Source organism: Amorphus coralli DSM 19760 (genome assembly GCF_000374525.1).
Lineage (GTDB): Bacteria > Pseudomonadota > Alphaproteobacteria > Rhizobiales > Amorphaceae > Amorphus > Amorphus coralli.
Window position 1 is genome coordinate 509,530 of the sequence record NZ_KB894570.1, and the last position, 25,874, is coordinate 535,403.

At 66.0% G+C, this 25,874-nt stretch carries 23 protein-coding genes; 7 read left to right on the forward strand and 16 right to left on the reverse strand.

Going from position 1 to position 25,874, the window contains the following annotated elements; translation table 11 throughout:
• The first annotated feature begins 298 nt into the window (after window positions 1-298).
• On the forward strand, window positions 299-1,177 hold the full coding sequence (gene galU, locus C507_RS0102295; RefSeq protein WP_018698037.1) for a UTP--glucose-1-phosphate uridylyltransferase GalU: 879 nt from the start codon (window positions 299-301) through the stop codon (window positions 1,175-1,177).
• A gap of 12 nt (window positions 1,178-1,189) precedes the next feature.
• On the opposite strand, the gene C507_RS0102300 is transcribed toward galU, so the two are convergent.
• The 6 genes from C507_RS0102300 to coaD all read right to left on the reverse strand — a co-directional run bounded on the left by C507_RS0102300 (window position 1,190) and on the right by coaD (window position 6,469).
• Window positions 1,190-2,371: an adenylate/guanylate cyclase domain-containing protein gene (locus C507_RS0102300; RefSeq protein ID WP_018698038.1), complete on the reverse strand. Its 1,182-nt coding sequence runs from the start codon at window positions 2,369-2,371 to the stop codon at window positions 1,190-1,192.
• Between the two features lie 126 nt (window positions 2,372-2,497).
• Complete coding sequence (gene tgt, locus C507_RS0102305; RefSeq protein ID WP_018698039.1) at window positions 2,498-3,640, reverse strand: tRNA guanosine(34) transglycosylase Tgt; 1,143 nt, start codon at window positions 3,638-3,640, stop codon at window positions 2,498-2,500.
• Window positions 3,637-4,788, reverse strand: a complete 1,152-nt coding sequence (gene queA, locus C507_RS23405; RefSeq protein ID WP_018698040.1) for a tRNA preQ1(34) S-adenosylmethionine ribosyltransferase-isomerase QueA — start codon at window positions 4,786-4,788, stop codon at window positions 3,637-3,639. The genes tgt and queA overlap by 4 nt, the downstream gene beginning before the upstream one ends.
• Window positions 4,785-5,252 (reverse strand): peptidylprolyl isomerase, encoded by a 468-nt coding sequence (locus C507_RS0102315; protein ID WP_018698041.1) that lies wholly within the window; start codon window positions 5,250-5,252, stop codon window positions 4,785-4,787. The genes queA and C507_RS0102315 overlap by 4 nt, the downstream gene beginning before the upstream one ends.
• A gap of 51 nt (window positions 5,253-5,303) precedes the next feature.
• A complete protein-coding gene (locus C507_RS0102320; RefSeq protein WP_018698042.1) occupies window positions 5,304-5,849 on the reverse strand; it encodes a peptidylprolyl isomerase in 546 nt (181 codons plus the stop codon).
• A 116-nt stretch (window positions 5,850-5,965) separates the two neighbouring features.
• Window positions 5,966-6,469, reverse strand: coding sequence for a pantetheine-phosphate adenylyltransferase (coaD, locus tag C507_RS0102325; protein WP_018698043.1), 504 nt, complete (start codon window positions 6,467-6,469; stop codon window positions 5,966-5,968).
• A 183-nt stretch (window positions 6,470-6,652) separates the two neighbouring features.
• On the opposite strand from coaD, the gene C507_RS22965 reads away from it, so the two are divergent.
• Complete coding sequence (locus tag C507_RS22965; RefSeq protein WP_156829124.1) at window positions 6,653-7,171, forward strand: hypothetical protein; 519 nt, start codon at window positions 6,653-6,655, stop codon at window positions 7,169-7,171.
• A 158-nt stretch (window positions 7,172-7,329) separates the two neighbouring features.
• Here the strand turns inward: C507_RS22965 and gyrA are convergent, their stop codons facing one another.
• Window positions 7,330-10,059 (reverse strand): DNA gyrase subunit A, encoded by a 2,730-nt coding sequence (gene gyrA / locus C507_RS0102335; protein ID WP_245559642.1) that lies wholly within the window; start codon window positions 10,057-10,059, stop codon window positions 7,330-7,332.
• Window positions 10,060-10,353: 294 nt separating this feature from the next.
• Here gyrA and C507_RS0102340 point away from each other — a divergent pair, with 294 nt between their 5' ends.
• Complete coding sequence (locus C507_RS0102340) at window positions 10,354-11,073, forward strand: MarC family protein (RefSeq protein ID WP_018698046.1); 720 nt, start codon at window positions 10,354-10,356, stop codon at window positions 11,071-11,073.
• Window positions 11,074-11,079: 6 nt separating this feature from the next.
• On the opposite strand, the gene C507_RS0102345 is transcribed toward C507_RS0102340, so the two are convergent.
• Genes C507_RS0102345 through C507_RS0102355 form a run of 3 tightly spaced genes read right to left on the reverse strand, consistent with a single transcriptional unit; the run spans window position 11,080 to window position 13,716 of the window.
• Window positions 11,080-11,925 (reverse strand): protein phosphatase 2C domain-containing protein, encoded by an 846-nt coding sequence (locus C507_RS0102345; protein WP_018698047.1) that lies wholly within the window; start codon window positions 11,923-11,925, stop codon window positions 11,080-11,082.
• 42 nt (window positions 11,926-11,967) lie between these two features.
• Window positions 11,968-13,119, reverse strand: a complete 1,152-nt coding sequence (locus tag C507_RS0102350) for an AAA family ATPase (RefSeq protein WP_018698048.1) — start codon at window positions 13,117-13,119, stop codon at window positions 11,968-11,970.
• A 57-nt stretch (window positions 13,120-13,176) separates the two neighbouring features.
• On the reverse strand, window positions 13,177-13,716 hold the full coding sequence (locus C507_RS0102355) for a single-stranded DNA-binding protein (protein ID WP_018698049.1): 540 nt from the start codon (window positions 13,714-13,716) through the stop codon (window positions 13,177-13,179).
• A gap of 489 nt (window positions 13,717-14,205) precedes the next feature.
• Here C507_RS0102355 and uvrA point away from each other — a divergent pair, with 489 nt between their 5' ends.
• The 3 genes from uvrA to C507_RS0102370 all read left to right on the forward strand — a co-directional run bounded on the left by uvrA (window position 14,206) and on the right by C507_RS0102370 (window position 18,859).
• Entirely contained in the window at window positions 14,206-17,088 is a 2,883-nt protein-coding gene (uvrA, locus tag C507_RS0102360; protein ID WP_018698050.1) for an excinuclease ABC subunit UvrA, read from the forward strand.
• Window positions 17,089-17,325: 237 nt separating this feature from the next.
• Window positions 17,326-17,484, forward strand: coding sequence for a DUF1127 domain-containing protein (locus tag C507_RS22970; RefSeq protein ID WP_018698051.1), 159 nt, complete (start codon window positions 17,326-17,328; stop codon window positions 17,482-17,484).
• Between the two features lie 319 nt (window positions 17,485-17,803).
• Window positions 17,804-18,859 (forward strand): AMP-binding enzyme, encoded by a 1,056-nt coding sequence (locus C507_RS0102370; protein WP_018698052.1) that lies wholly within the window; start codon window positions 17,804-17,806, stop codon window positions 18,857-18,859.
• A gap of 69 nt (window positions 18,860-18,928) precedes the next feature.
• Here the strand turns inward: C507_RS0102370 and C507_RS0102375 are convergent, their stop codons facing one another.
• Window positions 18,929-19,684: a hypothetical protein gene (locus tag C507_RS0102375; protein WP_210162072.1), complete on the reverse strand. Its 756-nt coding sequence runs from the start codon at window positions 19,682-19,684 to the stop codon at window positions 18,929-18,931.
• Window positions 19,685-19,759: 75 nt separating this feature from the next.
• On the opposite strand from C507_RS0102375, the gene trmFO reads away from it, so the two are divergent.
• Complete coding sequence (trmFO, locus tag C507_RS0102380) at window positions 19,760-21,169, forward strand: methylenetetrahydrofolate--tRNA-(uracil(54)-C(5))-methyltransferase (FADH(2)-oxidizing) TrmFO (RefSeq protein WP_018698054.1); 1,410 nt, start codon at window positions 19,760-19,762, stop codon at window positions 21,167-21,169.
• A gap of 37 nt (window positions 21,170-21,206) precedes the next feature.
• Here the strand turns inward: trmFO and C507_RS0102385 are convergent, their stop codons facing one another.
• The 5 genes from C507_RS0102385 to yajC form a co-directional block, all read right to left on the reverse strand.
• Window positions 21,207-22,097, reverse strand: a complete 891-nt coding sequence (locus C507_RS0102385; RefSeq protein ID WP_018698055.1) for a phytoene/squalene synthase family protein — start codon at window positions 22,095-22,097, stop codon at window positions 21,207-21,209.
• 123 nt (window positions 22,098-22,220) lie between these two features.
• Window positions 22,221-22,646 (reverse strand): Mth938-like domain-containing protein, encoded by a 426-nt coding sequence (locus tag C507_RS0102390; protein WP_018698056.1) that lies wholly within the window; start codon window positions 22,644-22,646, stop codon window positions 22,221-22,223.
• Between the two features lie 2 nt (window positions 22,647-22,648).
• The gene (secF, locus tag C507_RS23385) at window positions 22,649-23,593 is read right to left on the reverse strand and encodes a protein translocase subunit SecF (protein ID WP_018698057.1); all 945 of its coding nucleotides are present in this window, start codon (window positions 23,591-23,593) and stop codon (window positions 22,649-22,651) included.
• Window positions 23,594-23,618: 25 nt separating this feature from the next.
• Window positions 23,619-25,229 (reverse strand): protein translocase subunit SecD, encoded by a 1,611-nt coding sequence (gene secD, locus C507_RS23390; protein WP_018698058.1) that lies wholly within the window; start codon window positions 25,227-25,229, stop codon window positions 23,619-23,621.
• Between the two features lie 98 nt (window positions 25,230-25,327).
• Entirely contained in the window at window positions 25,328-25,663 is a 336-nt protein-coding gene (yajC, locus tag C507_RS0102405) for a preprotein translocase subunit YajC (RefSeq protein ID WP_018698059.1), read from the reverse strand.
• Window positions 25,664-25,874 lie beyond the last annotated feature (211 nt).

The window sequence follows — 25,874 nt, forward strand, 5'->3', positions numbered from 1 at the left end:
CGCCGTCCTGCCCGCTCGGGCAAAGGCGGCTTCGGTCCCGTCCATAGCCCAACCTTTCGGCGGCTTGAACCCTTCGTGTGCAGCTTGGCGCGACCTTGCGCGAATAGCTCATGTCGCGAACCGGCCCGCGACACGAGGTTCGACCGCGCGTTTCTCGGTGCCGGCGCCTTTGCGCAAGCGCAATGACCATGGTCGGTTGCGCGCGGTTTTGCTAACAATCTCGAACGAAAGGCGCCCGGTCGCATTCCTAGTCTGCACCCGTCACGGTGCTTCGACCGATAAACAGCGAGAGACGAAAATGGCCCCTGCTCCGATCCGCACAGCCGTATTTCCCGTCGCCGGCCTCGGCACCCGCTTTCTGCCGGCAACGAAGGCAATGCCCAAGGAAATGCTTACCGTGGTGGACCGGCCGCTGATCCAATACGTCTACGACGAGGCGAAGGCCGCCGGCGTTGAGAAGTTCATCTTCGTCACCGGCCGTGGAAAAGCGGTCATCGAGGACCATTTCGACATCGCCTACGAGCTCGAGGCGACCCTGCGCGAGCGCGACAAGCTGGACCGTCTCGAAGAGGTCCACAGCGCCCAACCCGGTGCCGGCGCCGTCTCCTTCACCCGCCAGCAGGAACCGCTCGGCCTTGGCCACGCCGTCTGGTGTGCGCGTGAACTGGTGGGGAATGAGCCCTTCGCCCTGCTCCTGCCCGACGTGCTGGTCCACTCCGATCCGGGCTGTCTCGCCCAGATGATCGACGTCTACACCGACAATGGCGGCGGCAACGTCATCGCCGTGGAAGAGGTGCCGGAAGATCAGACCCACCAGTACGGGGTCGTCGAGATCGACGGCGAGGGAGACGTGTTCAAGGTCACCGGCATGGTCGAAAAGCCGCCGAAGGGCACGGCCCCGTCGAACCTCATCATTACCGGCCGCTACATCCTGCAGCCGGAGATCTTCGACCTCCTGGAAAAGACCGAGAAGGGTGCGGGCGGCGAGATCCAGATCACCGACGCGATGCTGGCCATGATGGACAGCCAGGTCTTCCACGGCCTGCGCTTCAAGGGCCACACCTACGACTGCGGCTCCAAGGTCGGCTTCCTCGCGGCAAACGTCGCCTATGCGCTCGATCGCGACGACCTCGCCGCGCCGTTCCATGCCGAACTGAAGCGGCTTCTAGGTCTCTGAGCCAGACCGCTCCTAGCGGGTGAACAGCTCCTGGGTCCGCGCGACGCCACGCAGCTCGTGCGTACCCACCGACCGCAGGCCGCCGCCGAAGGCCGCGGCAAAGCTTTCCGAAACGAGTATCTGCTCGCCGAGCGGCTGACAGAGCGCCTCGATACGGGCGGCCTCATTGACCGCCGGTCCGATGACGGTGAAGTCGAGCCGGCGATTGGACCCGACATTGCCGTACATGACCTCGCCCAGGTGCAGCGCTACATCGACAACGAGCGGCGCCCTGCCCGACGCGGCACGCCTTTCATTCAGCCGATCGTTCGCCGTACGCATCTCTTCCGCCGCGGTCAGAGCTTCTGCGCAGACTGCCGCCGCGTCGCGCCCCTCCAGGCTGAAGATGGCGAGGAACCCGTCGCCGAGAAACTTCAGCACATCGCCCTTGTGGGCATCGACAATGTCGGCGAGATCGCCCAGCGTCTCGTTCAGCGACTGAAGAACGTCCTCGCCGTCGGTCTCGTCGGCGAAATGGGTGAAGCCACGCAGGTCGGCGACCATGATGACGGAATAGAGCCGGCTTGCAGCGCCCCGCTCGATCTGCCCGGAGAGGACGCGGTGACCGGCATCCGTGCCGACATAGGCGTCGAGCAGATCCTGCGCGGCCCGTTTCAGCGCGATCCGGTAGCAGGCGAGTCCCAGCCGCGGCACCAGCCGGTCGAGCGTCTCGATATCGCTATCGCTGAAGCCGCCCGGCCGATCGGACAGCCAGGACAGGAGCATGCCGGGCAGTCCGGTATCCACGCCCTCCTCGCCGAACCGCACCAGGCGTCCGACCCAGTCCGTGCCGCCCCCTTCGCGAAATTCTTCGAGCACCGGAAACGACAGCGTTTCATTCGTGTCGAGCCGATAGCGCATGGCCATCACGCCCTCTTCGAGCATCACGCGCAGCGGGCTTGCCTGCCAGCCAATGCGGGGCATGCTGGAGCGCTCGTACTCCTCGGCCACGAAACCGCGGTTGCGCCACCAGTATCCCCCGTAGCCCTTTACGGTGGGATGCAGCGCCGCGATGGAGACGTGCATCCTGACCAAGGGGATGTCGAGCGCGGCGACACCTTCGCAAAAACCCTGAATCAGCCGGTCGAGATCGTCCCGCAGCAGGCCTTCGTCGATGATCCAGTCGCTGAGGTCCTGGATTGCGGCTAGATCCACCGCTTCAGATCCGTCCGCTCCGGAAACCAGACCATCTTGCATCGCAATCGCCCCGTCCTGTCGCCCTCCGCCAACATGGTGTCGGCAGGCCCTGGCGTCACCCCTTGCGTCAGAGCGGGCTGCGCCTCAGGTGCGGGTCTGGTCGCCGCGCGCCCAGCCTTCGCGGATTTGAGCCGCCTCGTCCTCGAAGCGGCCGTCCTCGATCGCGCTGCGGAGCCGGCGCATGAGGTCCTGATAGTAGGCGATGTTGTTCCAGGTGAGCAGCATCGCACCCAGCATCTCGCCGGCCCGGATCAGGTGGTGAAGGTAGGCCCGGCTATAGAGGCGGGAAATTTCCGTCGGCCCCTCCGGATCGAGCGGCGCCGCGTCCTCGGCATGGCGGGCATTCTTCAGGTTGAGCTTGCCGTGACGGGTGTAGGCCACGCCATGGCGTCCGGCCCTGGTCGGCATGACGCAATCGAACATGTCGACGCCCCGGGCAACCGACCCGACCAGGTCGTCAGGCGTGCCGACACCCATCAGGTAACGCGGTTTATCGACCGGCAGAACGGCGGTGGTCGCCTCGGTGACAGCGAACATGATCTCCTGCGGCTCGCCAACGGCGAGACCGCCGATGGAATAGCCCTCGAAAGGCAGGGCGGACAGGCCCGCCGCAGACTGCTCGCGCAGGCCGTGGTCATCGCCCCCCTGGACGATGCCGAACAGCGCCTGACCCTTGCCGGGACCGCCAAGGCGCTCGAACTCCTCCCGCGAACGCGCCGCCCAGTCGAGGCTGAGCCGCATGCCGCGCTCGATTTCCTCGCGGGTGGCCGGCAGCCGCACGCATTCGTCGAGCTGCATCTGGATGTCGGAACCGAGCAGCCCCTGGATCTCGACGGAGCGCTCCGGCGTGAGCCGGTGCATGGACCCGTCGATGTGGCTCTTAAAGGTCACGCCGTCGGCATCGAGCTTTCTCAGCGCCGCCAGCGACATCACCTGGAAGCCTCCGGAGTCGGTGAGAATCGTGTGCGGCCAGTTCATGAAACGGTGCAGCCCGCCGAGCCGTGCCACCCGTCCCGCGCCGGGGCGCAGCATCAGGTGATAGACGTTGCCCAGGACGACGTCAGCGCCGGTCTCGCGCACGTGCTCCGGCAGCATCGTCTTGACGGTCGCCTGGGTCCCCACGGGCATGAATGCCGGCGTTTCGACGAGGCCATGCGCCGTCTTGAGCCGGCCGCGCCGCGCCCGTCCGTCGGTCGCCAGGAGGGAAAAGTCGAAGCGCTCGGTCACCGGTTCGCTTTCGGAAAGAGAAGGCTGGAATCGCCGTAGGAATAAAACCGGTATCCCGTCTCCACGGCGTGGGCGTAGGCCGCCTGCATGGTCTCCAGGCCGGAAAAGGCGGACACCAGCATGAACAGCGTCGATTTCGGCAGGTGGAAGTTGGTCATCAACACGTCGACGGCGCGGAACCGGTAGCCCGGCCGGATGAAGATCGCCGTCTCGTCGGCGAACGCCCCGACAGTCCCATTCTCGTCGGTGGCTGATTCCAGCAGCCTGAGGCTGGTTGTTCCCACGCAGACAATGCGGCCGCCAGCGGCGCGCGCAGCGTTCAACCGCTCCGCTGTCTCGGTGCTCACGGTGCCGAACTCCGCATGCATCTCGTGGGCGTTGAGGTCTTCCGCCTTCACAGGCAGAAAGGTGCCCGCCCCGACATGCAGCGTCACGAACTCCGTGCCGATGCCCCGCTCGCCGAGGCGGCGCAGGAGATCGGGCGTGAAGTGCAGCCCTGCGGTGGGAGCGGCGACGGAGCCCGGAAGGCGGGCGTAGACGGTTTGATAGTCTTCGCGGTCGGCGGCGTCTTCGGGCCGGCGGCGGGCGATGTAAGGCGGCAGCGGCACGTGTCCGACGGCCAGCATCGCTTCTTCGAAGCTGGCCGCGCCGGGATCGAAGCAGAGTGTGGCCTCGCCACCCTCAAGGGCTGTCACGCGAGCCAAGAGGCCACCCTCGACCGGCTCTGCATCGGGACCGGATGCAAACCGGATCGTTTCGCCGACGGCCAGCCGCTTCGCCGGCCGCACGAACGCCTTCCAGGCGCCGTCACCGAGATCCTTGTGCAGCGTCGCCGAAATGCGTGCGACGGCATCGCCGCGAACGCGAACGCCGAAGAGCTGAGCGGGAATGACACGGGTATCGTTGAAGACGAGGACGTCGCCGGGAGCCAGGAGCTCCGGCAGGTCGGAGACGGTGCGGTCGGCCAGTTCCGGCGACGCGCCAGGCGTGACGGCCAGGAGGCGCGCGCTGTCGCGCGGTCGCGCGGGCCTGAGCGCGATCCGATCTCCGGGAAGCTCGAAGTCGTAGTCGGAAAGCGCGCCTCCGGGGGTGGAGGGGAAGCCATCAAGCTCCCCCTCGCCCGCCGGTTCGCGGGTTGGCGCGGTCACGCCGCGTCAGCGGCGATCCAGGCCTTCTCGATCCGGTCGGGATCGACGACGGGCTCGCCACGCTTGATCTGATCGACGGCGTCCATGCCCTCGGTCACCTGACCCCAGACGGTGTACTGCTTGTCCAGGAAGGTGTGGCGATCGAAGCAGATGAAGAACTGGCTGTCGGCGGAGTCCGGATCCGGCGTCCGCGCCATGGAAACGGTGCCGCGCTCGTGCGGGGCGTCGTTGAACTCCTGCTTCAGCTTCTTGCCGGACCCGCCGGTGCCGTTGCCCTTCGGGCAGCCGGTTTGGGCCATGAAGCCCTCGATCACCCGGTGGAACACGATGCCGTCATAGAAGCCGTCACGAACGAGCTCCTTGATACGGGCGACGTGATTGGGAGCGACGTCGGGGCGCAGCTCGATGGTGACGTTGCCCTTGGTCGTCTGCAGCACCAGGGTGTTTTCTGGATCGTTGGCCATCGGCTCTTTCTCCTGTTGAGACGCGGTGCGGGATCGGGTCAGAACCCGCTCTTACTGGTTGGCCTTGATGTAGGCCTTGGTGATCTGGTCGGGGTTGGACATCTGGCCGTTGGCGCTGCGCGAGCCCTTCTTGATGGCATCAACGACATCCATGCCGTCGATGACCTGGCCGAACACGGTGTACTGGCCGTCAAGGCTCGGCGTGCGGCCGAACATGATGAAGAACTGCGAGTTCGCGCTGTTCGGGCTCTGGGCGCGGGCCATGCCGACCGTGCCACGCTCGTAGGGCGTGTTCGTGAACTCCGCCTTCAGGTCCGGGTAGTCGGATCCGCCCGTGCCCGTCCCGGTCGGGTCGCCGGTCTGAGCCATGAACCCGTCGATCACCCGGTGGAACGGCACGCCGTCATAGAAGCCCTCGTTGGCGAGCGTCTTGATCCGCTCCACATGGTTCGGAGCAAGGTCCGGCCGCAGCGCGATCTCGACGGGCCCCTTGCTGGTCTCCAGCACGAGGATGTTGTCGGGGCTCGGGGCCTGCGCGGCGGCGGGGGCCGCAACAGCCAGCACGAGGGCGAAGACAGCAGCAAGACGTGCAATCATGGAAGACCTCTTGGAGAGACCGCCTGCGGCGTCGCGCGGGACGACATCTGGCGGGTGTGGATCGGGGTGCGCCGTCCGATGCCGAAGGACCGCTCGGGCCATCCGCGGGCGACGCGTCAGTCTGCGCGGCCTGTTCTTTCGGCCAGCCGCTGGGCAATGCCGTCCGGCACGAAATCCGCCGTTCGCCCGCCCATCCGCGCGATCTGGCGCACAAGCGTGGCTGTGATGTGACGCACCTCGGGGGATGCGGGAAGAAAGACGGTCTGGACCTCCGGCCGCAACGTGCGGTTCATGCCTGCCATCTGCATCTCGTAATCGAGGTCGGTGCCGTCCCTGAGGCCACGGATCAGGAGGCTCGCTCCGTGATCAACGGCGCAATCGATAACCAGATTGGAGAAGGACACCACCTGAAGCCTGTCCAGCTCATTGGCCGGAAGCAGGGTGCGGCCGACTTCGGCCAGCATCTCGACCCGCTCTTCGAAGGAGAACATCGGGGCCTTGCCCGGATGCACGCCGATGGCCACCACCACCCGATCGGCGATCCCGAGCGCGTGGGAAAGCACGTCGAGGTGCCCGTTGGTCACCGGATCGAACGATCCGGGATAAAGCGCAATTCGCATGTGGTCGCCGCCGTGATCCTGGGAATCGCCTCGCGCCGCGGATTTCCGGGCCAATCATGCAGGGCGCGTTGGTCTAGCCCCGCCCGCTGAATGCCGCAACCCCGCGGCTCGATTAACGCTTTCTATACCAGACCGGAACCGCCGAGGCTCGACTTGCGTTGTTGTGTCAGGAGGACGGCAACAATGCGTATGATCATCAACACTTCCAGTCACGCCGAAGACAACGTCAGCACCGTCGAGCGCGACCGTAGTCATGAGCAAGACGAGACGATCGTTAACAAAGCGTTTGACCGTGACGAGCATCACTCGCAGGCGGCCGAATTTGCCCCATCTCATCATCACCAGGGACGGTTTGCTCAGTCCAAACGGCACAAGGGGCCAGGGATGATGTTTGCGAAGCGCTTTTCCGCACGAATGATTGCCGCGTCTGGCATTGTCGGCATCACCGCCATTGCGGTGTCCGCAGGCGTCAACACCGCCGACGTCGCAACGGCACCGAACAAGACCGACCGGTTTGCCACCGTGGCCGAGCGCCTGTGCGCCGACCAGAACTGGCCGAACATTTCGCCGGGCTGCATCACCTGGCAGTCCGCCACCCCCGGCCCGCGCAAAGTCCGCTTCGTCACCCAGAAGACGACGGACACCGACAATAACGTGACGGTTCTGTCGCGCACCAAGGTCACGCAGATCGCGCAGCGCTGATTTCCATCCGGCTGGTCGGCAGGCCGGAACGCTGCTCACAGACGCCGTGGCAGTTTGCCCCCCTCCTTCCACGGCAAAGCCCCGCAGTGCCAAGCGCTGCGGGGCTTTTTCTTGCTTGGTCGTCGTGGCGGCCGCCGAATTCTGGGCCGGCTCGAGATCTAGTCCTCGGATGGTGCCTCGGGCGTGCCGTCGCCAGCGCCGTCGCGATCCGGGCCAAGATCGGGATCGGCACCGCCCTCACCCTCTCCTGCTTCGAGTTCGTCGAGATCGTCGTCCTCGACGTCACTGACCCGCTCGACTGACACGACCTTTTCCTCCGCGGCGGTGGAGAAGACGATTACGCCCTGGGTGTTGCGGCCGGCGAGCCGGATTCCGTCTACCGGGCAACGGATCAGCTGGCCACCGTTGGTCACCAGCATGATCTGATCGGCGTCCTCGACCGGGAAGGTCGAGACGAGCTGGCCGTTGCGCTCGTTCACCGTCATCGCGACGATGCCTTTGCCGCCGCGTCCGGTGACCCGGTACTCGTAGGCGGAGGTGCGCTTGCCGAAGCCGTTCTCGGAGATCGCCAGGATCACCTGCTCGCGGGCACTAAGTTCGGCGTAGCGGTCCGACCCCAGTTCCACGTCGCCGTTCTCTTCGAGCTCGGCGTCCATGCCGGCATCACCTTCGCCGGCAATGGCGCGGCGCATCTTCAGGTACGCGCTGCGCTCCGCAGGCGTCGCATCGACGTGACCCAGGATCGACATGGAAATGACCCGATCACCGGCTGGCAACGAAATGCCTCGCACGCCAGTCGAATTGCGTCCCGCGAAGACACGCACATCGGTCACCGGGAAACGGATCGCCTGGCCGGTTGCCGTCGTCAGCAGCACGTCGTCGTCGGGCGAACAGATCTGCACGCTGACGATGCCATCGCCCTCGTCGAGCTTCATGGCGATCTTGCCGGCGCGGTTCACCTGAACGAAGTCCGACAGCTTGTTGCGGCGGACCGTGCCCTTCTTGGTGGCGAACATGACGTCCAGCTCGCCCCAGCTCTCCTCGTCGTCGGTGAGCGGCAGGATCGAGGAGATCCCCTCGCCCTGCTCCAACGGCAAAATGTTGATGAGCGCCTTGCCGCGCGCCTGGGGCGCGGCGAGCGGCAGCCGCCAGACCTTCTCCTTGTATACGATGCCGCGCGAGGAGAAGAACAGGACCGGCGTATGGGTGTTGGCGACGAAGAGCCGGGTCACGAAATCCTCGTCGCGGGTCGACATGCCCGATCGGCCCTTGCCGCCGCGGCGCTGCGCCCGGTAGGTGGCCAGCGGCACGCGCTTCACGTACCCGGCATGGCTGACCGTGACGACCATATCCTCGCGCTGGATGAGGTCCTCGTCCTCCAGATCCGCTCCGCCCTCGACGATCTCGGTCCGGCGCGGTGTGGCAAATTCCTCGCGGACGGCCGTCAGTTCGTCCTTGATGATCTCCAGGACGCGGAGGCGCGAGCGCAGGATCTCCAGGTAGTCCTTGATCTCTTCCGCCAGCTTGTTGAGCTCGTCACCGATCTCGTCGCGTCCGAGCGCGGTGAGGCGCTGCAGGCGCAGGTCGAGAATCGCACGGGCCTGCTCTTCGGACAGCCGGCACGTTCCGTCGTCGGCAATCGCGTGGCGCGGATCGTCGATCAGCTGCACAAGCGGGATCATGTCGCGCGCCGGCCAATCGCGCGCCATCAGTTCCGCCCGCGCGGTGGCCGGATCGGGCGCGCTGCGGATGAGACGGATGACTTCGTCGATGTTGGCAACAGCAATGGCGAGACCGACGAGGACGTGGGCTCGGTCGCGCGCCTTGGACAGCAGGTACTTCGTCCGCCGGCTGACGACCTCTTCGCGGAAGCCGATGAAGGCGGTGAGGAAGTCCCGGAGCTGCATCAGCTCCGGCTTGCCGTAGTTGAGCGCGACCATGTTCGCGCCGAACGTCGATTGCAGCGGCGAGAACCTGTAGAGCTGGTTGAGCACCACGTCGGCAACCGCATCGCGCTTGAGCTCGACCACCACGCGCATGCCGTCGCGGTCGGATTCATCGCGCAGGTCGGAGATGCCCTCGATGCGCTTCTCACGGACCAGATCGGCGATCTTCTCCACCATCGAGGCCTTGTTCACCTGATAGGGAATCTCGGTGATGATCAGCGCCTCGCGGTCCCGGCCGGTCGTCTCCACGGCGACCTTGCCGCGCATGGTGACGGAGCCCCGGCCAGTCAGGTACGCGGAGCGGATGCCGGAGCGGCCGAGAATGATGCCCCCGGTCGGGAAGTCTGGCCCGGGCACGTAGTCCCAGAGCGCTTCGGCGGACAGGGCCGGATCGTCGATCAGCGCGACGACCGCATCGATCACTTCGCCGAGATTGTGAGGCGGAATATTGGTGGCCATGCCGACGGCAATGCCGCCGGCGCCATTGACCAGCAGGTTCGGGAAGCGCGCCGGCAGGACGACCGGTTCGCGCTCGGAGTTGTCGTAATTGTCCTGAAAATCGACGGTCTGCTTGTCGATGTCTTCGAGAAGCGCCGTTGCGACCTTCTCAAGCCGCACCTCGGTGTAACGCATCGCGGCCGGCGGATCGCCGTCCACCGAACCGAAGTTGCCCTGCCCGTCGACCAGCGGCAGGCGCATGGAGAAGTCCTGCGCCATGCGCACCAGCGCATCGTAGATCGCCTGGTCGCCGTGCGGGTGGTATTTACCCATGACGTCGCCGACCACGCGCGACGACTTCTTGTACGGCTTGTTCCAGTCGTAACCGTTCTCGTGCATCGTATAGAGGATGCGTCGATGCACCGGCTTCAGACCATCACGGACATCCGGCAGCGCCCGGCTCACGATCACGCTCATGGCGTAATCGAGATAGGACCGCTCCATTTCGTCGGTGATGGAGATGCCGCGCACGCCCTTCGGGTCGTCGCCCGGCGGCGGAACTTGCTCGTCACTCACAGGAAATCACGCTCGCGTCTTGGGTCGATTCTGAAGTCTATAGACGATTCCCGCACCCGGGGCCACTTCAACACCCTGTCGCATGCAGCAATAAGTGGATAGAAATCAATCGCTTAGGTTTGAGATTTCGGCTCGGGGAAAATGCCGTCCTTCCGACCTTCTCCAACCTGCGGAAATGGGGGTTGTGCGCCCCCCTATCAATGACGGCGAAACGCGGCCGAAATGGGGGACGCGACAGTGACGAATTATCTCCTCAACGCGCTCACGACGCTCTTCGTGACGGTCGATCCCATCGGGCTCGCGCCGATCTTTCTTGGCCTCACACCGGGCTGGTCGCGTGCCGCGCGCCGGGTCGCTGCCGTCAAGGCAACGATTGTCGCCTTCTGCATCCTGATCGCCTTCGCCCTCGTCGGCAGCCAGCTTCTCGGCTTCCTCGGTATTTCGCTGGCGGCCTTCCGTGTCGCCGGCGGTCTCCTGTTGTTCTGGATTGCCGCGGAGATGGTTTTCGGCAAGCGCACGGAGCGCAAGGCGACGTTGGCGCATGAAGCCACGCACGAGACCCCGGAGGATGGAGCGGACGATCCGGATTACGACGGCCCGTCGCGCGCCGTCCCGGCCGCGCGTCCGGGCGATGACGAAGAACATTCCGATATCGCCGTGTTTCCGATGGCCATCCCGCTGACTGCCGGACCCGGTGCCATCTCCGCCGTGATCCTGCTGGCCGACCACGCTCCGTCCAACGCTGCCTTCGGCGCGATGATTGCCACAATCGCACTGGTTCTGGGGGCCACGCTTGCGATCTTTCTGGCCGCCCCCCGGGTGGACCGGTTTCTGGGCGCCACGGGTCGGGCGGTGCTGACCCGCCTGCTCGGCGTCATTCTCGCCGCCCTAGCGGTGCAGTTCGTCGCCGATGGCATCATCGCCCTGGCCCAGACGGCATAAGCCGGCTCAGTCGGCGACCGAGACCAGCAGTGCCGTCGCATCGTCGGACGGCTTGAAACGCGGGAAGATCGTGCAGTCAGGGTCCTCGATTTGCTCGATGGCGCGAAGGTCCTCGCCGAGGCTGGCGAGGCCGCGCAGGCGTGCTGCCTCGACCAGCCCGCCCGCGTCGGTGCGGCCGTAATCCTGCACGAGCGCCGCGAAGCCGTCAGTGGCGAGAAGCGCAGTGAAGGGTGCGGCGAGCTCGAGCCGATGGCGGCGCACATGGGCCGCCGCCTCCCGCTCGACCCCGAACAGCCAGGCACCGTCCGGCGTGTTGCGCTTCGCGCGGCTCTCGCGCATCCGCCGGCGGACCTCCGGCGTTTTGAGGGTCGCGCCGTGAGCGATCATCAGCCGGGCCCCCTCGCGCTCCCTCGCCCGCCCTTCGGCATCGCTGCCGATGGTCGCCACCGTTCGATCCGCCGCCACCGCATAGAGCGAGCAGTCGCCAAGTTCGGCAATGTCGATGCCGCCCCCGTCGAAGCGCGCGACCAGCATGGAGGCGGTCGGGAGCTGGAACCGGCCTTCCGGCTGCCGCACGAGATCCCGCGCAAAGGCCTCAGCGGCGGCATCGATTGCGTGCGCGATCAACGCGGCCGGCTCGGTTTCGCCGACCGTGAGGCGCGCCGCGATCGCCATGTCGGCGGTTTCGGCAAGCCACGCCGCATCGCTGGGCCCGTCGAGGCATTCGAAATCGCCCAGCCCCGTGGCCCCGTCGATGACCCAGGCAAAGCACCCCGCTGCCCCGGCCCGATCCTCGTTGGGTCGCCCCTGATCGCCGGGCAGTGACAACCGGCCAAGCAGTTGAGCGTTCATGACGGCCCCTTCCCCGCATGTGCCTGAGGCACAGCAACCCTCTCATCGTTTCGGCCACTCCCACCGTGGCCGATCCTCACAGTCGACCGCGGTTTCGCCCAGCCGCTTCTCGAGCGACAGCAGTCGCGCGCCCTTGACCACCCCGAGCCCGTCGACCAGCGACGCGGCGTGGGTGACCACGATCACCTGCGTGGCGTCACAGGCCCGCGCGATCAGCCGACCCAAAGGGGCGATAAGGTCCGGGTGCAGGCTCGTCTCCGGCTCGTTGAGCACGAGCAGGGATGGTGGGCGCGGCGACAGAAGAGCGGCGACGAGCAGCAGATAGCGCAAGGTGCCGTCGGAAAGCTCGGCGGCGCCCAGCGGCCTCAGGAGGCCTTTCTGATGCATGCGTATCTCGAACAGTCCGCTTGCCTCGGTGACCTCCACCTCGCTGCCGGGAAAGGCATCGTCGATGGCCTCGTCCAGAGCGCCCGGATCACCGATTTCGCGGATGGTGGCGATGGCGGCGGCGAGATCCGCCCCGTCCGCTGCCAGGACCGGGGTACGCGTTCCCACGCGGGCACGGCGGGGCGGACCGTCCGCGTCAACGCGGAAATGATCGTAGAAGCGCCAGCCGCGCATTCGCTCGCGCAGGGCAAGAAGTTCCGGTGCGTGACGCGGGTCGGCCGCATGGGTCATCATGCTTTCGAAGCTCGGCAGGTCGGTCAGCACCGGCACCCGCTCGCCGCCGTCCTCCAGGATCTCGACAAGGGGACCTGTGCGGCGCGCGAGCACGTTGCCCCGCCGCATGACCTCACCGGCCCAGACCGCTTCGCACTTGATCTGCGGATCGCGTCCGAAAATGCCGCGGTCCTGAGGCAAGCCGAGATCGAGGGCGTAACCGTAGTCTTCGCTGGCGAAGCCGAGGCGCAGCTGGATCCGGTTGCGCCGGATCGTGCCCTGAAGCGGAACCTCGCCGATGCGCATGCGCCGGCTGACCTCTTCCGGGCCCGCCCACAGTGTCGATTGCAGGCCGCCCTCGGCGGCGAGCGATCCGATGACACGCCCCTGGGCGGTATCGGCCAAAAGCCGGATCGCCCGGTACAGGCTGGACTTGCCGCTGCCGTTTGGGCCGGTGACGATCGTCAGCCGGTCGAGCGGCAGGACCAGATCGCGCAGCGACCGGTAGCCGGAAACGGCAAGGGTGAGGAGCACGTCATCCCCTCCATCGCCTGACCGCCATCCCGGTCCGGATCAGAAGCCGCCCGTGCGTCAGAACGGGATCTCGTCGTCCAGGTCGCGACCATAACCACCGCCACCGCCGGACGAGCCGCTGCTACCGCCGCCGGAATCCATCGGGCCGGACTGGCCAAAGCCGCCACCACCGCCCGAGCCGCCGCCATAAGAGCCACCGCCGCCACCGCCCCCGAAGGAGCCACCACCGCCACCACCGCCGTCACCGCGGCCGTCGAGCATTGTCAGCGACGAGTTGAAGCCCTGCAGCACGACTTCGGTCGTGTAGCGCTTCTGGCCGGACTGGTCTTCCCACTCGCGGGTCTGCAGCTGGCCCTCGATGTAGACCTTGGAGCCCTTGCGCAGATACTGCTCGGCAATCCGGCAAAGACCTTCGTTGAAGATCACCACCCGGTGCCATTCGGTCCGCTCGCGCCGATCGCCGCTCGTCTTGTCGCGCCAGCTTTCGGAGGTTGCGATACGCAGGTTCCCGACCGGCCGGCCGTCCTGGGTGCGGCGGATTTCCGGGTCGGCACCGAGATTGCCGATCAGGATCACCTTGTTCACGCTGCCGGCCATGTCGTTCTCCTGGTTCGCTCGACCCGACTGTAGGTATCCGTCGCGCTTCAGGTGTGGCGCGGCGGCACGTCTCTCCTGCCCAAACCGGACGCTTGCGAGAGGCCGGGCGACCATAGCCGCCGCCATCGCCCCCGGCCAATGGCCTCGCGCACCCGTCCACCACTTTATCCAGCCAAAGCCACGCGGAATGTCCGGCCAGGCTGCAACGGAACAAGACAGGAACATTGTTAGCCGCTCGACTGACCGCCGACAACCCCTCTGGCAGATCGAGCCACGCTCCCTATGTGTTGTTTCGTTTCGCTCCCCGCCCGCACGCGAGGAGACTTGCATCTCCTCGACTTGCGGAACATAGATAGAACATCAAGAATCGCCGCGCGCGCACGCTCGTCCGGCGCGGGGTTTGCAGCCGATCCCCTTTGGGCGTTAGGTCGACGCACGTTTCTCTGACCTGCTGCCCCGTTGCCACCAGACCGGACCCGTTTTCCGCCCATGCACAAGTCGATCGCGATCAAAGGTGCCCGCGAGCACAATCTGAAGAACGTGGATCTGGAGATCCCGCGGGATTCGCTGGTGGTGTTCACCGGCCTGTCCGGATCCGGCAAATCCTCGCTGGCGTTTGACACCATCTATGCGGAAGGGCAGCGGCGCTACGTTGAAAGCCTGTCGGCCTACGCGCGCCAGTTCCTCGAGATGATGCAGAAGCCGGACGTCGACCAGATCGACGGCCTGTCGCCGGCCATTTCCATCGAGCAGAAGACCACGTCGCGCAACCCGCGCTCAACGGTGGGCACGGTCACCGAGATCTACGACTACATGCGCCTCCTGTGGGCACGCGTCGGCATCCCCTATTCGCCGGCGACCGGACTGCCCATCGAGAGCCAGACCGTCAGTCAGATGGTCGACCGGGTGCTCGCCCTGCCGGAAAAGACCCGGCTCTACCTCCTTGCGCCCATCGTGCGCGGCCGCAAGGGCGAGTACCGCAAGGAACTCGCGGAGCTGCAGAAGAAGGGCTTCCAGCGGGTCAAGATCGACGGCACCTTCCACGAGATCGCCGAGGCTCCGGCACTCGACAAGAAGATCAAGCACGACATCGACGTGGTGGTCGACCGCGTCGTGGTGCGCGAGGACATTGGCACCCGGCTGGCAGATTCGCTGGAAACGGCGCTCCGCCTTGCCGACGGCATCGCCTTCGTCGAGTACGCGGACGAGACGGACGAGACCGGGGCGCCGCGCCGGGTCGTCTTCTCCGAAAAGTTCGCCTGTCCGGTTTCCGGGTTCACGATCCCCGAGATCGAGCCACGGCTGTTTTCGTTCAACAACCCGTTCGGCGCCTGCCCGACCTGCGACGGCCTCGGAACGACCCTGTCCTTCGAGGCCGACCTCGTGGTTCCGGACGACAGCCTGTCGCTCAGGAACGGCGCGATCCTGCCCTGGGCGCGCACCGGCAACACCTCGCCCTACTACACCCAGACCCTCGAGGCGATCTGCAAGCACTACGACGTGCCAATGACCACGCCCTGGCGGGACCTGCCGGACGCGGTGCGCGACACCATTCTCTACGGCACGAGAGAAAAGATCGCTTTCGTCTATGACGACGGCCTCAGAAGCTACCAGACCAAGAAGTCGTTCGAGGGAGTGGTCACCAACATTGAACGGCGCTGGCGGGAGACCGATTCCCAGTGGGTGCGCGAAGAACTCTCGCGCTACCAGTCCGACAAGCCGTGCGAGGCGTGCGGCGGCTACCGGCTAAAGCCAGAAGCTCTGGCAGTGAAGATCGCCGGCAGCCACGTCGGAGAGGCCTCGCAGCTGTCGATCCGTGACGCGCATACCTGGTTCGGGGATCTCGACGCAAAGCTGACCGACAAGCAGAACGAGATCGCGTCGCGGATCCTGAAGGAGATCCGGGAGCGCCTCCGCTTCCTCGTCGATGTCGGGCTCGACTATCTGCAGCTGTCGCGCAATTCCGGCACGCTGTCGGGCGGCGAAAGCCAGCGCATCCGCCTCGCCTCCCAGATCGGGTCCGGTCTGACCGGCGTCCTCTACGTCCTCGATGAACCGTCGATCGGCCTGCACCAGCGCGACAACGCCCGCCTGCTGGAAACGTTGAAGCGCCTGCGCGACCTCGGCAACACGGTCATCGTGGTGGAGCACGACGAGGACGCGGTGCTCTCGGCGGATTACGTGGTCGATGTCGGTCCGGGCGCCGGCGTGCACGGTGGCCAGGTGGTTGCCCAGGGCACGCCCGAGGAGATCGTCGTCGACCCGGCCTCGCTCACGGGTCAGTATCTGTCGGGCGCACGGGAAATCGCTGTGCCCGGCGAGCGCCGCAAGCCGAAGAAGGCGCGCAAGATCAAGCTCAGCGGTGCGCGCGGCAACAACCTGAAAAACGTCTCCTTCGAGCTGCCACTCGGCACCTTCACTGCCGTCACTGGCGTCTCCGGCGGCGGCAAGTCGACATTGCTTCTCGACACCTTCTACAAGGCGGTTGCGCGGCGGCTGAACGGGGCGCGCGACGTCCCCGCCCCGCACGATTCCATCGAGGGCCTGGAACAGATCGACAAGATCATCGATATCGACCAGTCGCCCATCGGGCGCACGCCGCGCTCCAATCCGGCCACCTACACCGGCGCCTTTACGCCGATCCGCGAATGGTTCGCCGGCCTTCCGGAGGCCAAGGCGCGTGGTTATGGCCCGGGGCGCTTTTCCTTCAACGTGAAGGGCGGGCGCTGCGAGGCGTGCCAGGGCGACGGCGTCATCAAGATCGAGATGCACTTCCTGCCCGACGTCTACGTCACCTGCGACGTCTGCGAGGGCAAGCGCTACAACCGCGAGACGCTCGAGGTCACCTTCCGCGACAAGTCCATTTCCGATGTGCTGGAGATGACGGTCGAGGAAGGCTGCAGCTTCTTCGAAGCGGTTCCGCAGGTACGCGACAAGCTGGAGACGCTGAAGCAGGTCGGTCTCAGCTACATCAAGATCGGGCAGCAAGCGACGACGCTGTCGGGTGGCGAGGCCCAGCGCGTCAAGCTCGCGAAGGAACTGTCAAAGCGGGCGACCGGCCGCACCCTCTACATTCTCGACGAGCCCACCACCGGCCTCCACTTCCATGACGTGGCCAAGCTGCTTGAAGTGCTCCACCGTCTCGTGGAGACCGGCAACACGGTTGTCGTGATCGAGCACAATCTCGAAGTCATCAAGACCGCGGACTGGGTGATCGACCTCGGGCCGGAAGGCGGCGACGGGGGCGGCCGCATCGTCGCGATGGGCACGCCCGAGCAGATTGCGGCAAACACTGAAAGCCATACGGGACGCTTCCTGGCCGAGCTTCTGGCACGCCGGCCCAACGCACGGGCAGTCGCTGCTGCGGAATAGGGCAGCGACGCTTTTCCAATTGCGACCCAATCGTGTCGGAACCCGCGTGAAACTGCGGAAAAGGCAATGCATTCCGTGCAGGACTGACATGCCTTTTTATCTGATTACAAAAGGGTCAGGTTCGCACATATAGGGGTCAGTCGACGGTCGCGGCGGGCAGCCCTTCCGTCGGTTTTTTTCGTCCCCATCCACGTGGAAGGTTTGGCAACCGCACGTGCGTTTTCTTGGAGCGCCGCCATGTTCGACATTTTCGTTCGGACGTTTCAGTCCTGGAAGGACAACCGCAATCTCGTCGAGCTCAGCAAGCTCTCGCCCCGCCAGCAGATGGACCTGGGCCTGACTTCGCTGGACATCGAGAAGATCGTCGGCCGCTCCCGGGACTTTCATCGCCCTTGATTTTCCGGCCGGGCGAAACCAGTTGAGCGTCTCGCCCGCCACCCCCTTTCGTTTCGCCCTCGTCCGGAGGGCCGGGACGACACCAGATACGAGCCGGAATGTGCCCCTCACATTCGTCCGGCTCGGTAGCCGCGGCCACCCCCTCCCCTCGGGCCGCGGTGATATGGAACGCCCGCCGGCTCCTCCCTCCGGCGGGCGTTTTCCATTTCGGGACCGGCTTGCGCACGGTTTTCCCCACCAACGGTTTTTGCGACGCCTCAGGCTCCCTTCGGGCCCAAAATGATTTATTGAGGGCGCCAAGATGCCGGAGAGATCCCCCTTGCCCGCAACCGATTCCGCCTTCGAGGCCGATACCGTCCTGAAGAGCGACGTTTTCAGCCGCGTCACCCTGGGGCGGCTGGGCGATGAAACCGTGGTAGAGCGGGACGTGCGCCCGACACCGCTGTGGTCGAAGCCGCTGGCCTACTATCTCTTCTGGCGTGAGCGCCGGGCGTTGGAGCGCCTCTCCGACCTCGACTACGTGCCCCGCCTGGTTGGGACGGGGCAGCGGCGCCTCTACCGGTCCTGGCTGTCCGGGGTCCCGCTGCACATTGCCGAGCCGCATGGCGAGACTGCGTTCTTCCGCGAAGCCAAGCGCTGTCTTTATGCGCTGCACCGGCGCGGCGTGGTCCACAACGATCTCGCCAAGCAGCAGAACTGGTTGCGCCTGTCCGATGGGCGCCCCGCCCTCATCGATTTCCAGCTCGCCAGTGTGCATCCACGCCGCGGGAAGCTCTATCGGGTGCTGGCCTACGAGGATCTCCGCCACCTTCTCAAGCACAAGAAGCGCTACTGTTCCGATGCGCTGACGGCGCGCGAACGCAGGATCCTCGCCACCAAGAGCCTGCCCACCCGGCTGTGGATGGCCACCGGCAAGCGCGTCTACAACTCGGTCACGCGCGGTCTCTTCTCCTGGTCCGACGGCGAAGGCGGACATGACAGGCTCAAGGACTACGGTGCGAAGGTGGAAGAGCGACTTCAGGCCCATCCCGCCGTGCGGCGCTCAGCTGTGGCGAGCTATCCCTATCCGCGCCACGGCGCTGGGCTCTACGCTTTCGTGGAGACCGATGCGGCGGTTGAACCTGCGGAGCTTCAAGCCTGGTGCCGGGAGGAACTGGCCGGTCCGGGCACGCCGGACCTCGTGCAGATCGTCGAGGCACTGCCGGTGGATGCGAGCGGAAAGCCGCGCCGCGACCTCCTGACGCTCATCGCCCGCAACCTGCTGGATGACCTGGAAGCTGCCGACAAGGAGCCCGTCCAGGCCGAGGCGGCGCGCCGGATTGCGGCGGAGCGGCTCAACCTTTCCGACCGGACCTTCTCGGCCGGCGCCGCCTGAACACGAGCCCCTCGAACTTCATCCGGAAAGCCACTGATGTGCCGCCCGGTCGAGGTGTGACTGGCCCGATCAGCCAAACAGAGGATGGGTGTTGAACCAGTCCTCGAGCGACATGATTTCGGGACGCTCACCGTTGGCCTGCGGCCAGGAATCGACGGCGAAAGCCTTACCGGTCTCCGTTTCGCGAACCACCGCCGTTGCATGCGGGTAGCGTCCGTCGAGGAAGAAGCCGCGCGCCACGGGCCGTGCCACGGTGTGGTGCTTCAGGAAGCCGCGCTCTTCGGCAAACAGCAGGTAGCTCGTCGTGTTGGTGGATTCGTCGATGCAATCCATCTGGCCCGCGACGCCGGCATTGCGCAGGTCGAGCCCGGGCACATCGTCGTCGGATCCCACGGAAGGTGCCACGGTCTTTTCCATCCAGGCGATGGCCTCGCCGATGGCCTTGCGCTCGGCCGCCGGCGAAGAGCGTCCGCGCGCCAGCATCGCCTTGAAGGTACGGATGTTGCGCTTGCTCAGCGTCACCGACGTGCGCTGGACACAGCCGAAGCCGTGGCAGACCACAATCTTCGTTGCCGTCGGCGGCACCGCCTGATTCGCCGCATACCACATGGCCGGCTGCCCCTTCTGCTGCTGCATGCAGCCCGAGACGGCAAGGCCCGCGGCCAGGATCAGCGCCAGTTGTTTGAGCACCCGTCTGATTCTCCGCTCCTGCGACTGTCTCCGGTACTCTGGCACCGTCTTCATGACCAGTCCGTTTACGACAAATAAACCGTGATCGCGCCACTCGCCCTCAGCCTGTCGCGACCGTGCCACACCGCCGTCCACCCCGCTTCTGGCTTGTAACCCTCCCGGCCCATCCGCCTGTTGACCGGCAGGCCATCCCGGCCGCATAGGTGAGGCATGGAACCCGTTCACGTCGTCGGTGCCGGCCTAGCCGGAAGCGAAGCCGCCTGGCAGCTCGCCCTCGCGGGCGTGCCCGTCATCCTTCACGAAATGCGCCCGGTGCGCGGAACCCCGGTTCACAAGACCGGCGGCTTCGCCGAGCTTGTCTGCTCGAACTCGTTCCGCTCCGACGATGCGGAGATGAACGCGGTCGGTCTGCTGCACCACGAGATGCGCCGCGCCGGCTCGCTGATCATGCGCGAGGGAGACCGCCACCAGGTGCCGGCCGGTGCCGCCCTGGCTGTCGACCGCGACGGCTTCTCGGCCGCCGTCACCGAAGCGCTGGAGGCCCATCCGCTGGTCACCATCGACCGCACCGAACTCGCCGGCCTGCCGCCGGAGGACTGGAGCTCGGTGATTGTCGCCACGGGCCCGCTGACCTCGCCCTCCCTGGCCGAGGCAATCCTGGCGCTGACCGGCGAAACCTCGCTTGCCTTCTTCGATGCCATCGCGCCGATCGTGCACCTCGATTCCGTCGACATGGACAAGGCCTGGTTCCAGTCGCGCTACGACAAGCCCGGTCCCGGCGGCACCGGCGCCGACTACCTGAACTGCCCCATGTCGAAGGACGACTACGAGACCTTCATCGACGCGCTCATCGCCGCGGACAAGACCGTGTTTCGCGAGTGGGAGCTCGACACCCCCTATTTCGACGGCTGCCTGCCCATCGAGGTGATGGCCGAGCGCGGCCGCGAAACGCTGCGTCACGGCCCGATGAAGCCGGTCGGCCTCACCAATCCGCACGACCCGACCGTCAAGCCGCACGCCATCGTGCAGCTGCGCCAGGACAATGCGCTCGGCACCCTCTTCAACATGGTCGGCTTCCAGACGAAACTGACCTATGGCGAACAGGTCCGTGTCTTCCGCCTCATCCCGGGACTGGAGAACGCCCAATTCGCCCGCCTCGGCGGCCTGCACCGCAACACCTACCTGAACTCGCCGAAGCTCCTGGATGGAACGCTGCGACTGAAGGCGGCCCCTCGGCTCCGTTTTGCCGGCCAGATCACGGGCTGCGAAGGTTACGTGGAGTCGGCCTCCATCGGGCTCCTCGCCGGTCGGCTCGCGGCTGCCGAGCGCCTCGGGCAGACACTCGCGCCGCCGCCACTCACGACGGCGATGGGCGCGCTGCTCAACCACATCACCGGCGGCCATATCGAGGGTGAGGCTGTGGGCGGTGCGCGTTCCTTTCAGCCGATGAACGTCAATTTCGGGCTGTTTCCGCCAATGGAGGCGCCGAAGCATGACGCCGACGGCAAGCGGATCACCGGTACGGCGCGCGGGCAGGCCAAGAAGCGGCTGATGACTGCCCGTGCCCGCGCCGATTTCGATGGCTGGCTGGCCACGTCCGAGGCCGAGGCGGCGGAATAGGCCTCTCGGCCACACCTCGGCGGACCGGTCCTCCGCCCTATCCCTTCAGCCAGTCGGCCGTCGCGACCGTGCCGGATCGCACACCCGCACGCATCCGCCGCGAGCCCTGCCAGAGCCGCCACAAGGCGGAAAGCCGGGGCGTCTCCACGACGCTTGTCCACGGCTCATAGCTGCGCCGTTCCACACTCCGGAGCACTGGAGGCACGAGCACCAGCGGCAGGAAGGCCGGCGCCACGGCGGCAGGAACATGGGTCCCGATCTCGCGGCAACGCTGCAGATGGTGCCGACCGTGCTCGGCGAGCTCCGCCACGGCTGCCCGGGTTCCCGTCTCCTCCGGCTGGGCAACCACGCGATCCGCACTGGTGCCGTGTCGGACCAGCACGTCGGTTGGAAGAAAGACCTGTCCGCGTCTCAGATGATGCGGCAGCGCGCGGACCACAGCGGCGATCGCCTCCGCGACGCCGGCGTGGCCGGCCAGGGTGCCGGTGCCGGGATCCGCACCGTCGTTGAGCACGAGTGCAACGAGCTGGAAGAGCGCACCGTGGGTTTCCCCGGCGTAACCCTCGAACGCGTTCATCTCCGGCATCGGATCGTCGTAGAGGTCGAAGATGCGCGCCTCGGTCATCGCAACGAGCGGTGCCCGAGGCAGCCTGTAGCGCTCGATGGTCATCAAAAGGGCATCGGCGACGGGATGGCCCCGCACATCGCCGTGTCCCGCCCCGTCGAGGAGATCGCGCCACCACTGCAGGCGGATCTCGCCAGGCATCGGATCGTGGACCGTCTCCCTCACCCGGGCGAGCTCGAGGTGGAAGGCGTAGAGCGCCATGACCCCCGGGCGATGCGCCGGATCGCAATAAAGCGAGGCCGCGAACCGGTCCGGGTCGCGGTCCCTCAGGATCGCCTGGCACTGGTTGAACGAGTCGGACATGGCGGACGGAAAGCTAGGGCACTTGTCGAAAGATGGGAGGGGCATCGCAGAACGGCGGACGTTGAGGCTCAATGCGGAGCCTCGCCCGCTGTGAACGCGCGGTGGCGACGGTGGATCCCGAACTCAATCCACCACGATCAGCGCCGCCGCAACCGGCCGGTTCTCCGCCAGAAGCACGTTGAACGTTCTGACTGCGGGACCCGTGGCCATCACCTCGAAGCGCACGCCGGCATCGCGCAGCATCTGCTTGAGAGGCTCGGCAAGCGGATAGGGCAGCGAACCCATCCCGACGAGCAGCAGCTCGATGCCCTCCGCCTCATGAACCACCCGGGCGAGCGCGTCGGCGTCGATCTGATCCGGTGCCGCCGGCGCCCAGGCATAAATGCCCGACGGAACACACAGGATGGAGCCCCGGTGCGACATCTCAGCGAAGCGGAAGCCGCCGCCGCCGTAGGCATCCACCGGTGCCCGGCCCGGATAGTGGGCTTCCTTGAGCACGATACCGGCGGGCCGGGGCTCATCCCTCTCCGGATTGTCCGGCTCCGCCATTCCTAGGACGCGGCGGCTGCGGGTTCAGCCGTCCCGGCGGCGCTGTCATCCGGTGAGGACGGCCGCAGGCCGAACCAGATGAGCAGCGGTGCTGCCACGAAGATCGACGAGTAGGTGCCGATGAGCACGCCCCAGATCATCGCGAACGTGAACGAGCGGATCACCTCGCCGCCGAAGACGAATAGCGCGCCCAACGCAATCAGCGTGGTGATCGAGGTCATCAGAGTGCGCGACAGCATCTGGTTGATCGAGAGGTCGATCATCTCCGGCATCGCCATCTTCTTGTAGCGCCTGAGATTTTCGCGCAACCGATCGTACACGACCACCGTGTCGTTCAGCGAGTAGCCGACGATGGTCAACACGGCCGCAATCGTGGAGAGATTGAACTCCAGTTGCGTGACCGCGAATATCCCGATGGTGAGCAACACGTCGTGGAGCGTGGTGATCACCGCGCCGACGGCAAACTGCCATTCGAAGCGCAGCCAGATGTAGACCATGATGGCCAGCAGCGCGACGACGACAGCAATGATGCCGGCCTGGGCCAGCTCGCCGGAGACGCGCGGCCCGACCACCTCGACGCGGCGGAAGTCCACGGTGTCAGCGAACATGTCGCGCATCAGCTGAACGGCGCGCTGCTGGGCGTCCTCGCCGCCCGGCTGACGAACGACGCGGATCAGCACGGTGTCCGGCGCGCCGAACTGCTGGATCTGGACGTCGCCCAGGTTGAGCTCGCCAATCTCGCTGCGCATCTCGGCGATGTTGGCCGGACCGTCCTTGGTCTGGATCTCGACCAGCGTTCCGCCCTGGAAGTCGATGCCGTAGTTCAGTCCGACCACGAAGAACAGAACGATCGAGAGAACCGAGAGCCCGGTGGAGACAAAGAACCCGGCCTTCCAGAACTTCATGAACCGGAAGTGGGTGTCGCTGGGCAGCTTGATCAATCGCATGAAGGAGGCTCCGCCGATCCTGGCTTCAGAGAGGAACGGACGATGGCCGCTTCATCCGCACCCATTGGGCGACGAGGAAGCGGGTGAAGAAGAAGGCCGAGAACACCGTCGTCAGGATGCCGATCGCCAGCGTGACGGCGAACCCGCGAACGGGGCCGGAGCCGAGCTGGAACAGGATCACCGCAGCGATCAGGGTCGTGATGTTCGCGTCCAAGATGGTGCCGATGGCACGCGAGAAGCCGGCATCGATGGCCGTGATGGCCGAACGGCCGGCCTTCGCCTCCTCGCGTATGCGTTCATAGATCAGCACGTTGGCGTCCACGGCCATGCCCATGGTGAGCACGATGCCGGCAATGCCTGGCAGCGTCAGTGTGGCCCCCAGCAACGACAGCAGGCCCAGGATCAGGACGATGTTCACCACCAGCGCGACATTCGCGAAGATGCCGAACAGTCCATAGACCAGCAGCATGGCCACCGCGACGCCGATCGCCGCGATCACCGCCGCGGTCTCGCCGGCGGCAATGGAGTCCTCGCCGAGGCCCGGACCGACGGTGCGTTCTTCCACGATCGTCAGCTTGGCCGGCAGCGCACCGGCACGTAGCAGGATCGACAGGTCGTTCGCGGTCTGGACGGTGAAGTTGCCGGAGATCTGCCCCGACCCCTGCGTGATCGGCTCCCGGATGACCGGGGCGGAAATGACCTCGTTGTCGAGCACGATGGCAAACGGCCGGCCGACATTGGTCGTGGTCACATTGGCAAAGGTCCGCGCGCCGCCGGTGGACAGACGGAAGGTGACGATCGGTTCGTTGGTCTGCTGCTGGAACCCGGCCCGCGCGTCGACCAGGTCCTCGCCGGTCATCAACGGCGATTCCTCGACCACATAGGGCTGCGGCGGATCGTCCATCGAGTAGAGCAACATCTCGCCGGGAGGCGCGCGCGTTTCCAGGACCTGCTGCGGGTTGATCGACGTGTTGACCAGGTGGAAAGTCAGCTGAGCGGTCTGGCCAACGAGCGCCTTCAGGCGTTCGGGGTCATCCAGGCCGGGCGCCTCGACGAGGATCCGGTCCTCGCCCTGTCGCTGAATGTTCGGCTCGGTGGTACCGAGTTCGTCGACGCGTCGGCGGATCACCTCGATCGACTGCTGGACGATAGAGCGGATGCGCTGCGACAGGCCCTCGTCGGTGAAGGTGAGCCGGATGAGACCGTCGTCGCCGGTGGTCATCTCGAACTCGTCGACGGCGCCCTGCCCGAACAGCGTGGACTGCAGCGGCGTCACGAGCTCCCCGAGCCGCTCCTGCGCGGCGGTGAACTGGGCCTGGTCCCGGATGCGCACCTGGGCGCCATCGTCGGCCACGCCGAGGCCGGTGTAGCCGATCCGCGGCTCTTCGCGCAGCGCAGCCCGCATTTCGCCGACTACGCTCTTCAGGCGCTTGTCGATGTAGTCCTCGCGATCGACCTGATAGAGCAGGTAGGCACCGCCCTGCAGGTCGAGACCAAGCACGATCTGGCGATGAGGAATCCAGGACGGCCAATCCTCGACCTGGCTTTTGGGAAAGAGGTTCGGCAGGGCCGCCAGGATTCCGAGCACGGCGGCTCCGAGAATCAGGACGATCTTCCAGCGGGCGAAATACAGCATCTAGAGCCTATCGATCTTCACCGCGCCGGGCACTCGTTGCGAGTGTCCCGGCCACGGTGAGTGCGCGCCGCGTCAATTATCGAAGCGACGACGTCGCCTTACGCGTTGTCGTTGACCGGTTCGCCCTTGGAGCGGACTTCCGTCACGGTGTTGCGCATCAGCCGAACCTTGACGCCCTCGGCGAGTTCGACCTGCACCTCGTTCTCGTCCACCACCTTGGAGATCTTGCCGATCAGGCCGCCGGCGGTGACCACGGTATCACCGCGGCGCAAGGCGGAAACCATCTCCTGGTGCGCCTTCATGCGCTGGCGCTGCGGGCGCAGCACCAGGAAGTACATGATGACGAAGATGAGGATGAACGGGAGCAGCGAGACGATCAGCTCGCTGCCGCCGCCACCGCCGAATCCCTGGGCATAAGCTGGGGTAACGAACATGAACGGTTCTCTGCTCCGTGTGTACGGTCCGGCGGGCGGGATTTGCCCCTCGCCCCGGATATCCGCATTGATCCTGAAAAGCGGCGCGGACTATAGCTGCCGTGTGCGCCATTGCAAATGAAACCGGCGGGAGCATCGGGACCCGCCGGAGGGCCGCGCAGCGCGCCGGTTTCGGCGCCAACCCGACGCCCCGCTCCTGTAGCACACATTA

What these genes read in the sequence shown, in the direction of transcription:
- C507_RS22965 (WP_156829124.1), top strand. Translation starts at nt 6,653, where the DNA reads ATGCGTATGATCATCAACACTTCCAGTCACGCCGAAGACAACGTCAGC.
- galU (WP_018698037.1), top strand. Translation starts at nt 299, where the DNA reads ATGGCCCCTGCTCCGATCCGCACAGCCGTATTTCCCGTCGCCGGCCTC.
- C507_RS0102355 (WP_018698049.1), bottom strand. Translation starts at nt 13,716, where the DNA reads ATGGCCGGCAGCGTGAACAAGGTGATCCTGATCGGCAATCTCGGTGCC.
- gyrA (WP_245559642.1), bottom strand. Translation starts at nt 10,059, where the DNA reads ATGGAGCGGTCCTATCTCGATTACGCCATGAGCGTGATCGTGAGCCGG.
- secD (WP_018698058.1), bottom strand. Translation starts at nt 25,229, where the DNA reads ATGCTGTATTTCGCCCGCTGGAAGATCGTCCTGATTCTCGGAGCCGCC.
- C507_RS0102320 (WP_018698042.1), bottom strand. Translation starts at nt 5,849, where the DNA reads ATGATTGCACGTCTTGCTGCTGTCTTCGCCCTCGTGCTGGCTGTTGCG.
- C507_RS0102340 (WP_018698046.1), top strand. Translation starts at nt 10,354, where the DNA reads ATGGGGGACGCGACAGTGACGAATTATCTCCTCAACGCGCTCACGACG.
- C507_RS22970 (WP_018698051.1), top strand. Translation starts at nt 17,326, where the DNA reads ATGTTCGACATTTTCGTTCGGACGTTTCAGTCCTGGAAGGACAACCGC.
- secF (WP_018698057.1), bottom strand. Translation starts at nt 23,593, where the DNA reads ATGCGATTGATCAAGCTGCCCAGCGACACCCACTTCCGGTTCATGAAG.
- coaD (WP_018698043.1), bottom strand. Translation starts at nt 6,469, where the DNA reads ATGCGAATTGCGCTTTATCCCGGATCGTTCGATCCGGTGACCAACGGG.
- C507_RS0102315 (WP_018698041.1), bottom strand. Translation starts at nt 5,252, where the DNA reads ATGGCCAACGATCCAGAAAACACCCTGGTGCTGCAGACGACCAAGGGC.
- C507_RS0102345 (WP_018698047.1), bottom strand. Translation starts at nt 11,925, where the DNA reads ATGAACGCTCAACTGCTTGGCCGGTTGTCACTGCCCGGCGATCAGGGG.
- trmFO (WP_018698054.1), top strand. Translation starts at nt 19,760, where the DNA reads ATGGAACCCGTTCACGTCGTCGGTGCCGGCCTAGCCGGAAGCGAAGCC.
- C507_RS0102390 (WP_018698056.1), bottom strand. Translation starts at nt 22,646, where the DNA reads ATGGCGGAGCCGGACAATCCGGAGAGGGATGAGCCCCGGCCCGCCGGT.
- C507_RS0102385 (WP_018698055.1), bottom strand. Translation starts at nt 22,097, where the DNA reads ATGTCCGACTCGTTCAACCAGTGCCAGGCGATCCTGAGGGACCGCGAC.
- yajC (WP_018698059.1), bottom strand. Translation starts at nt 25,663, where the DNA reads ATGTTCGTTACCCCAGCTTATGCCCAGGGATTCGGCGGTGGCGGCGGC.
- uvrA (WP_018698050.1), top strand. Translation starts at nt 14,206, where the DNA reads ATGCACAAGTCGATCGCGATCAAAGGTGCCCGCGAGCACAATCTGAAG.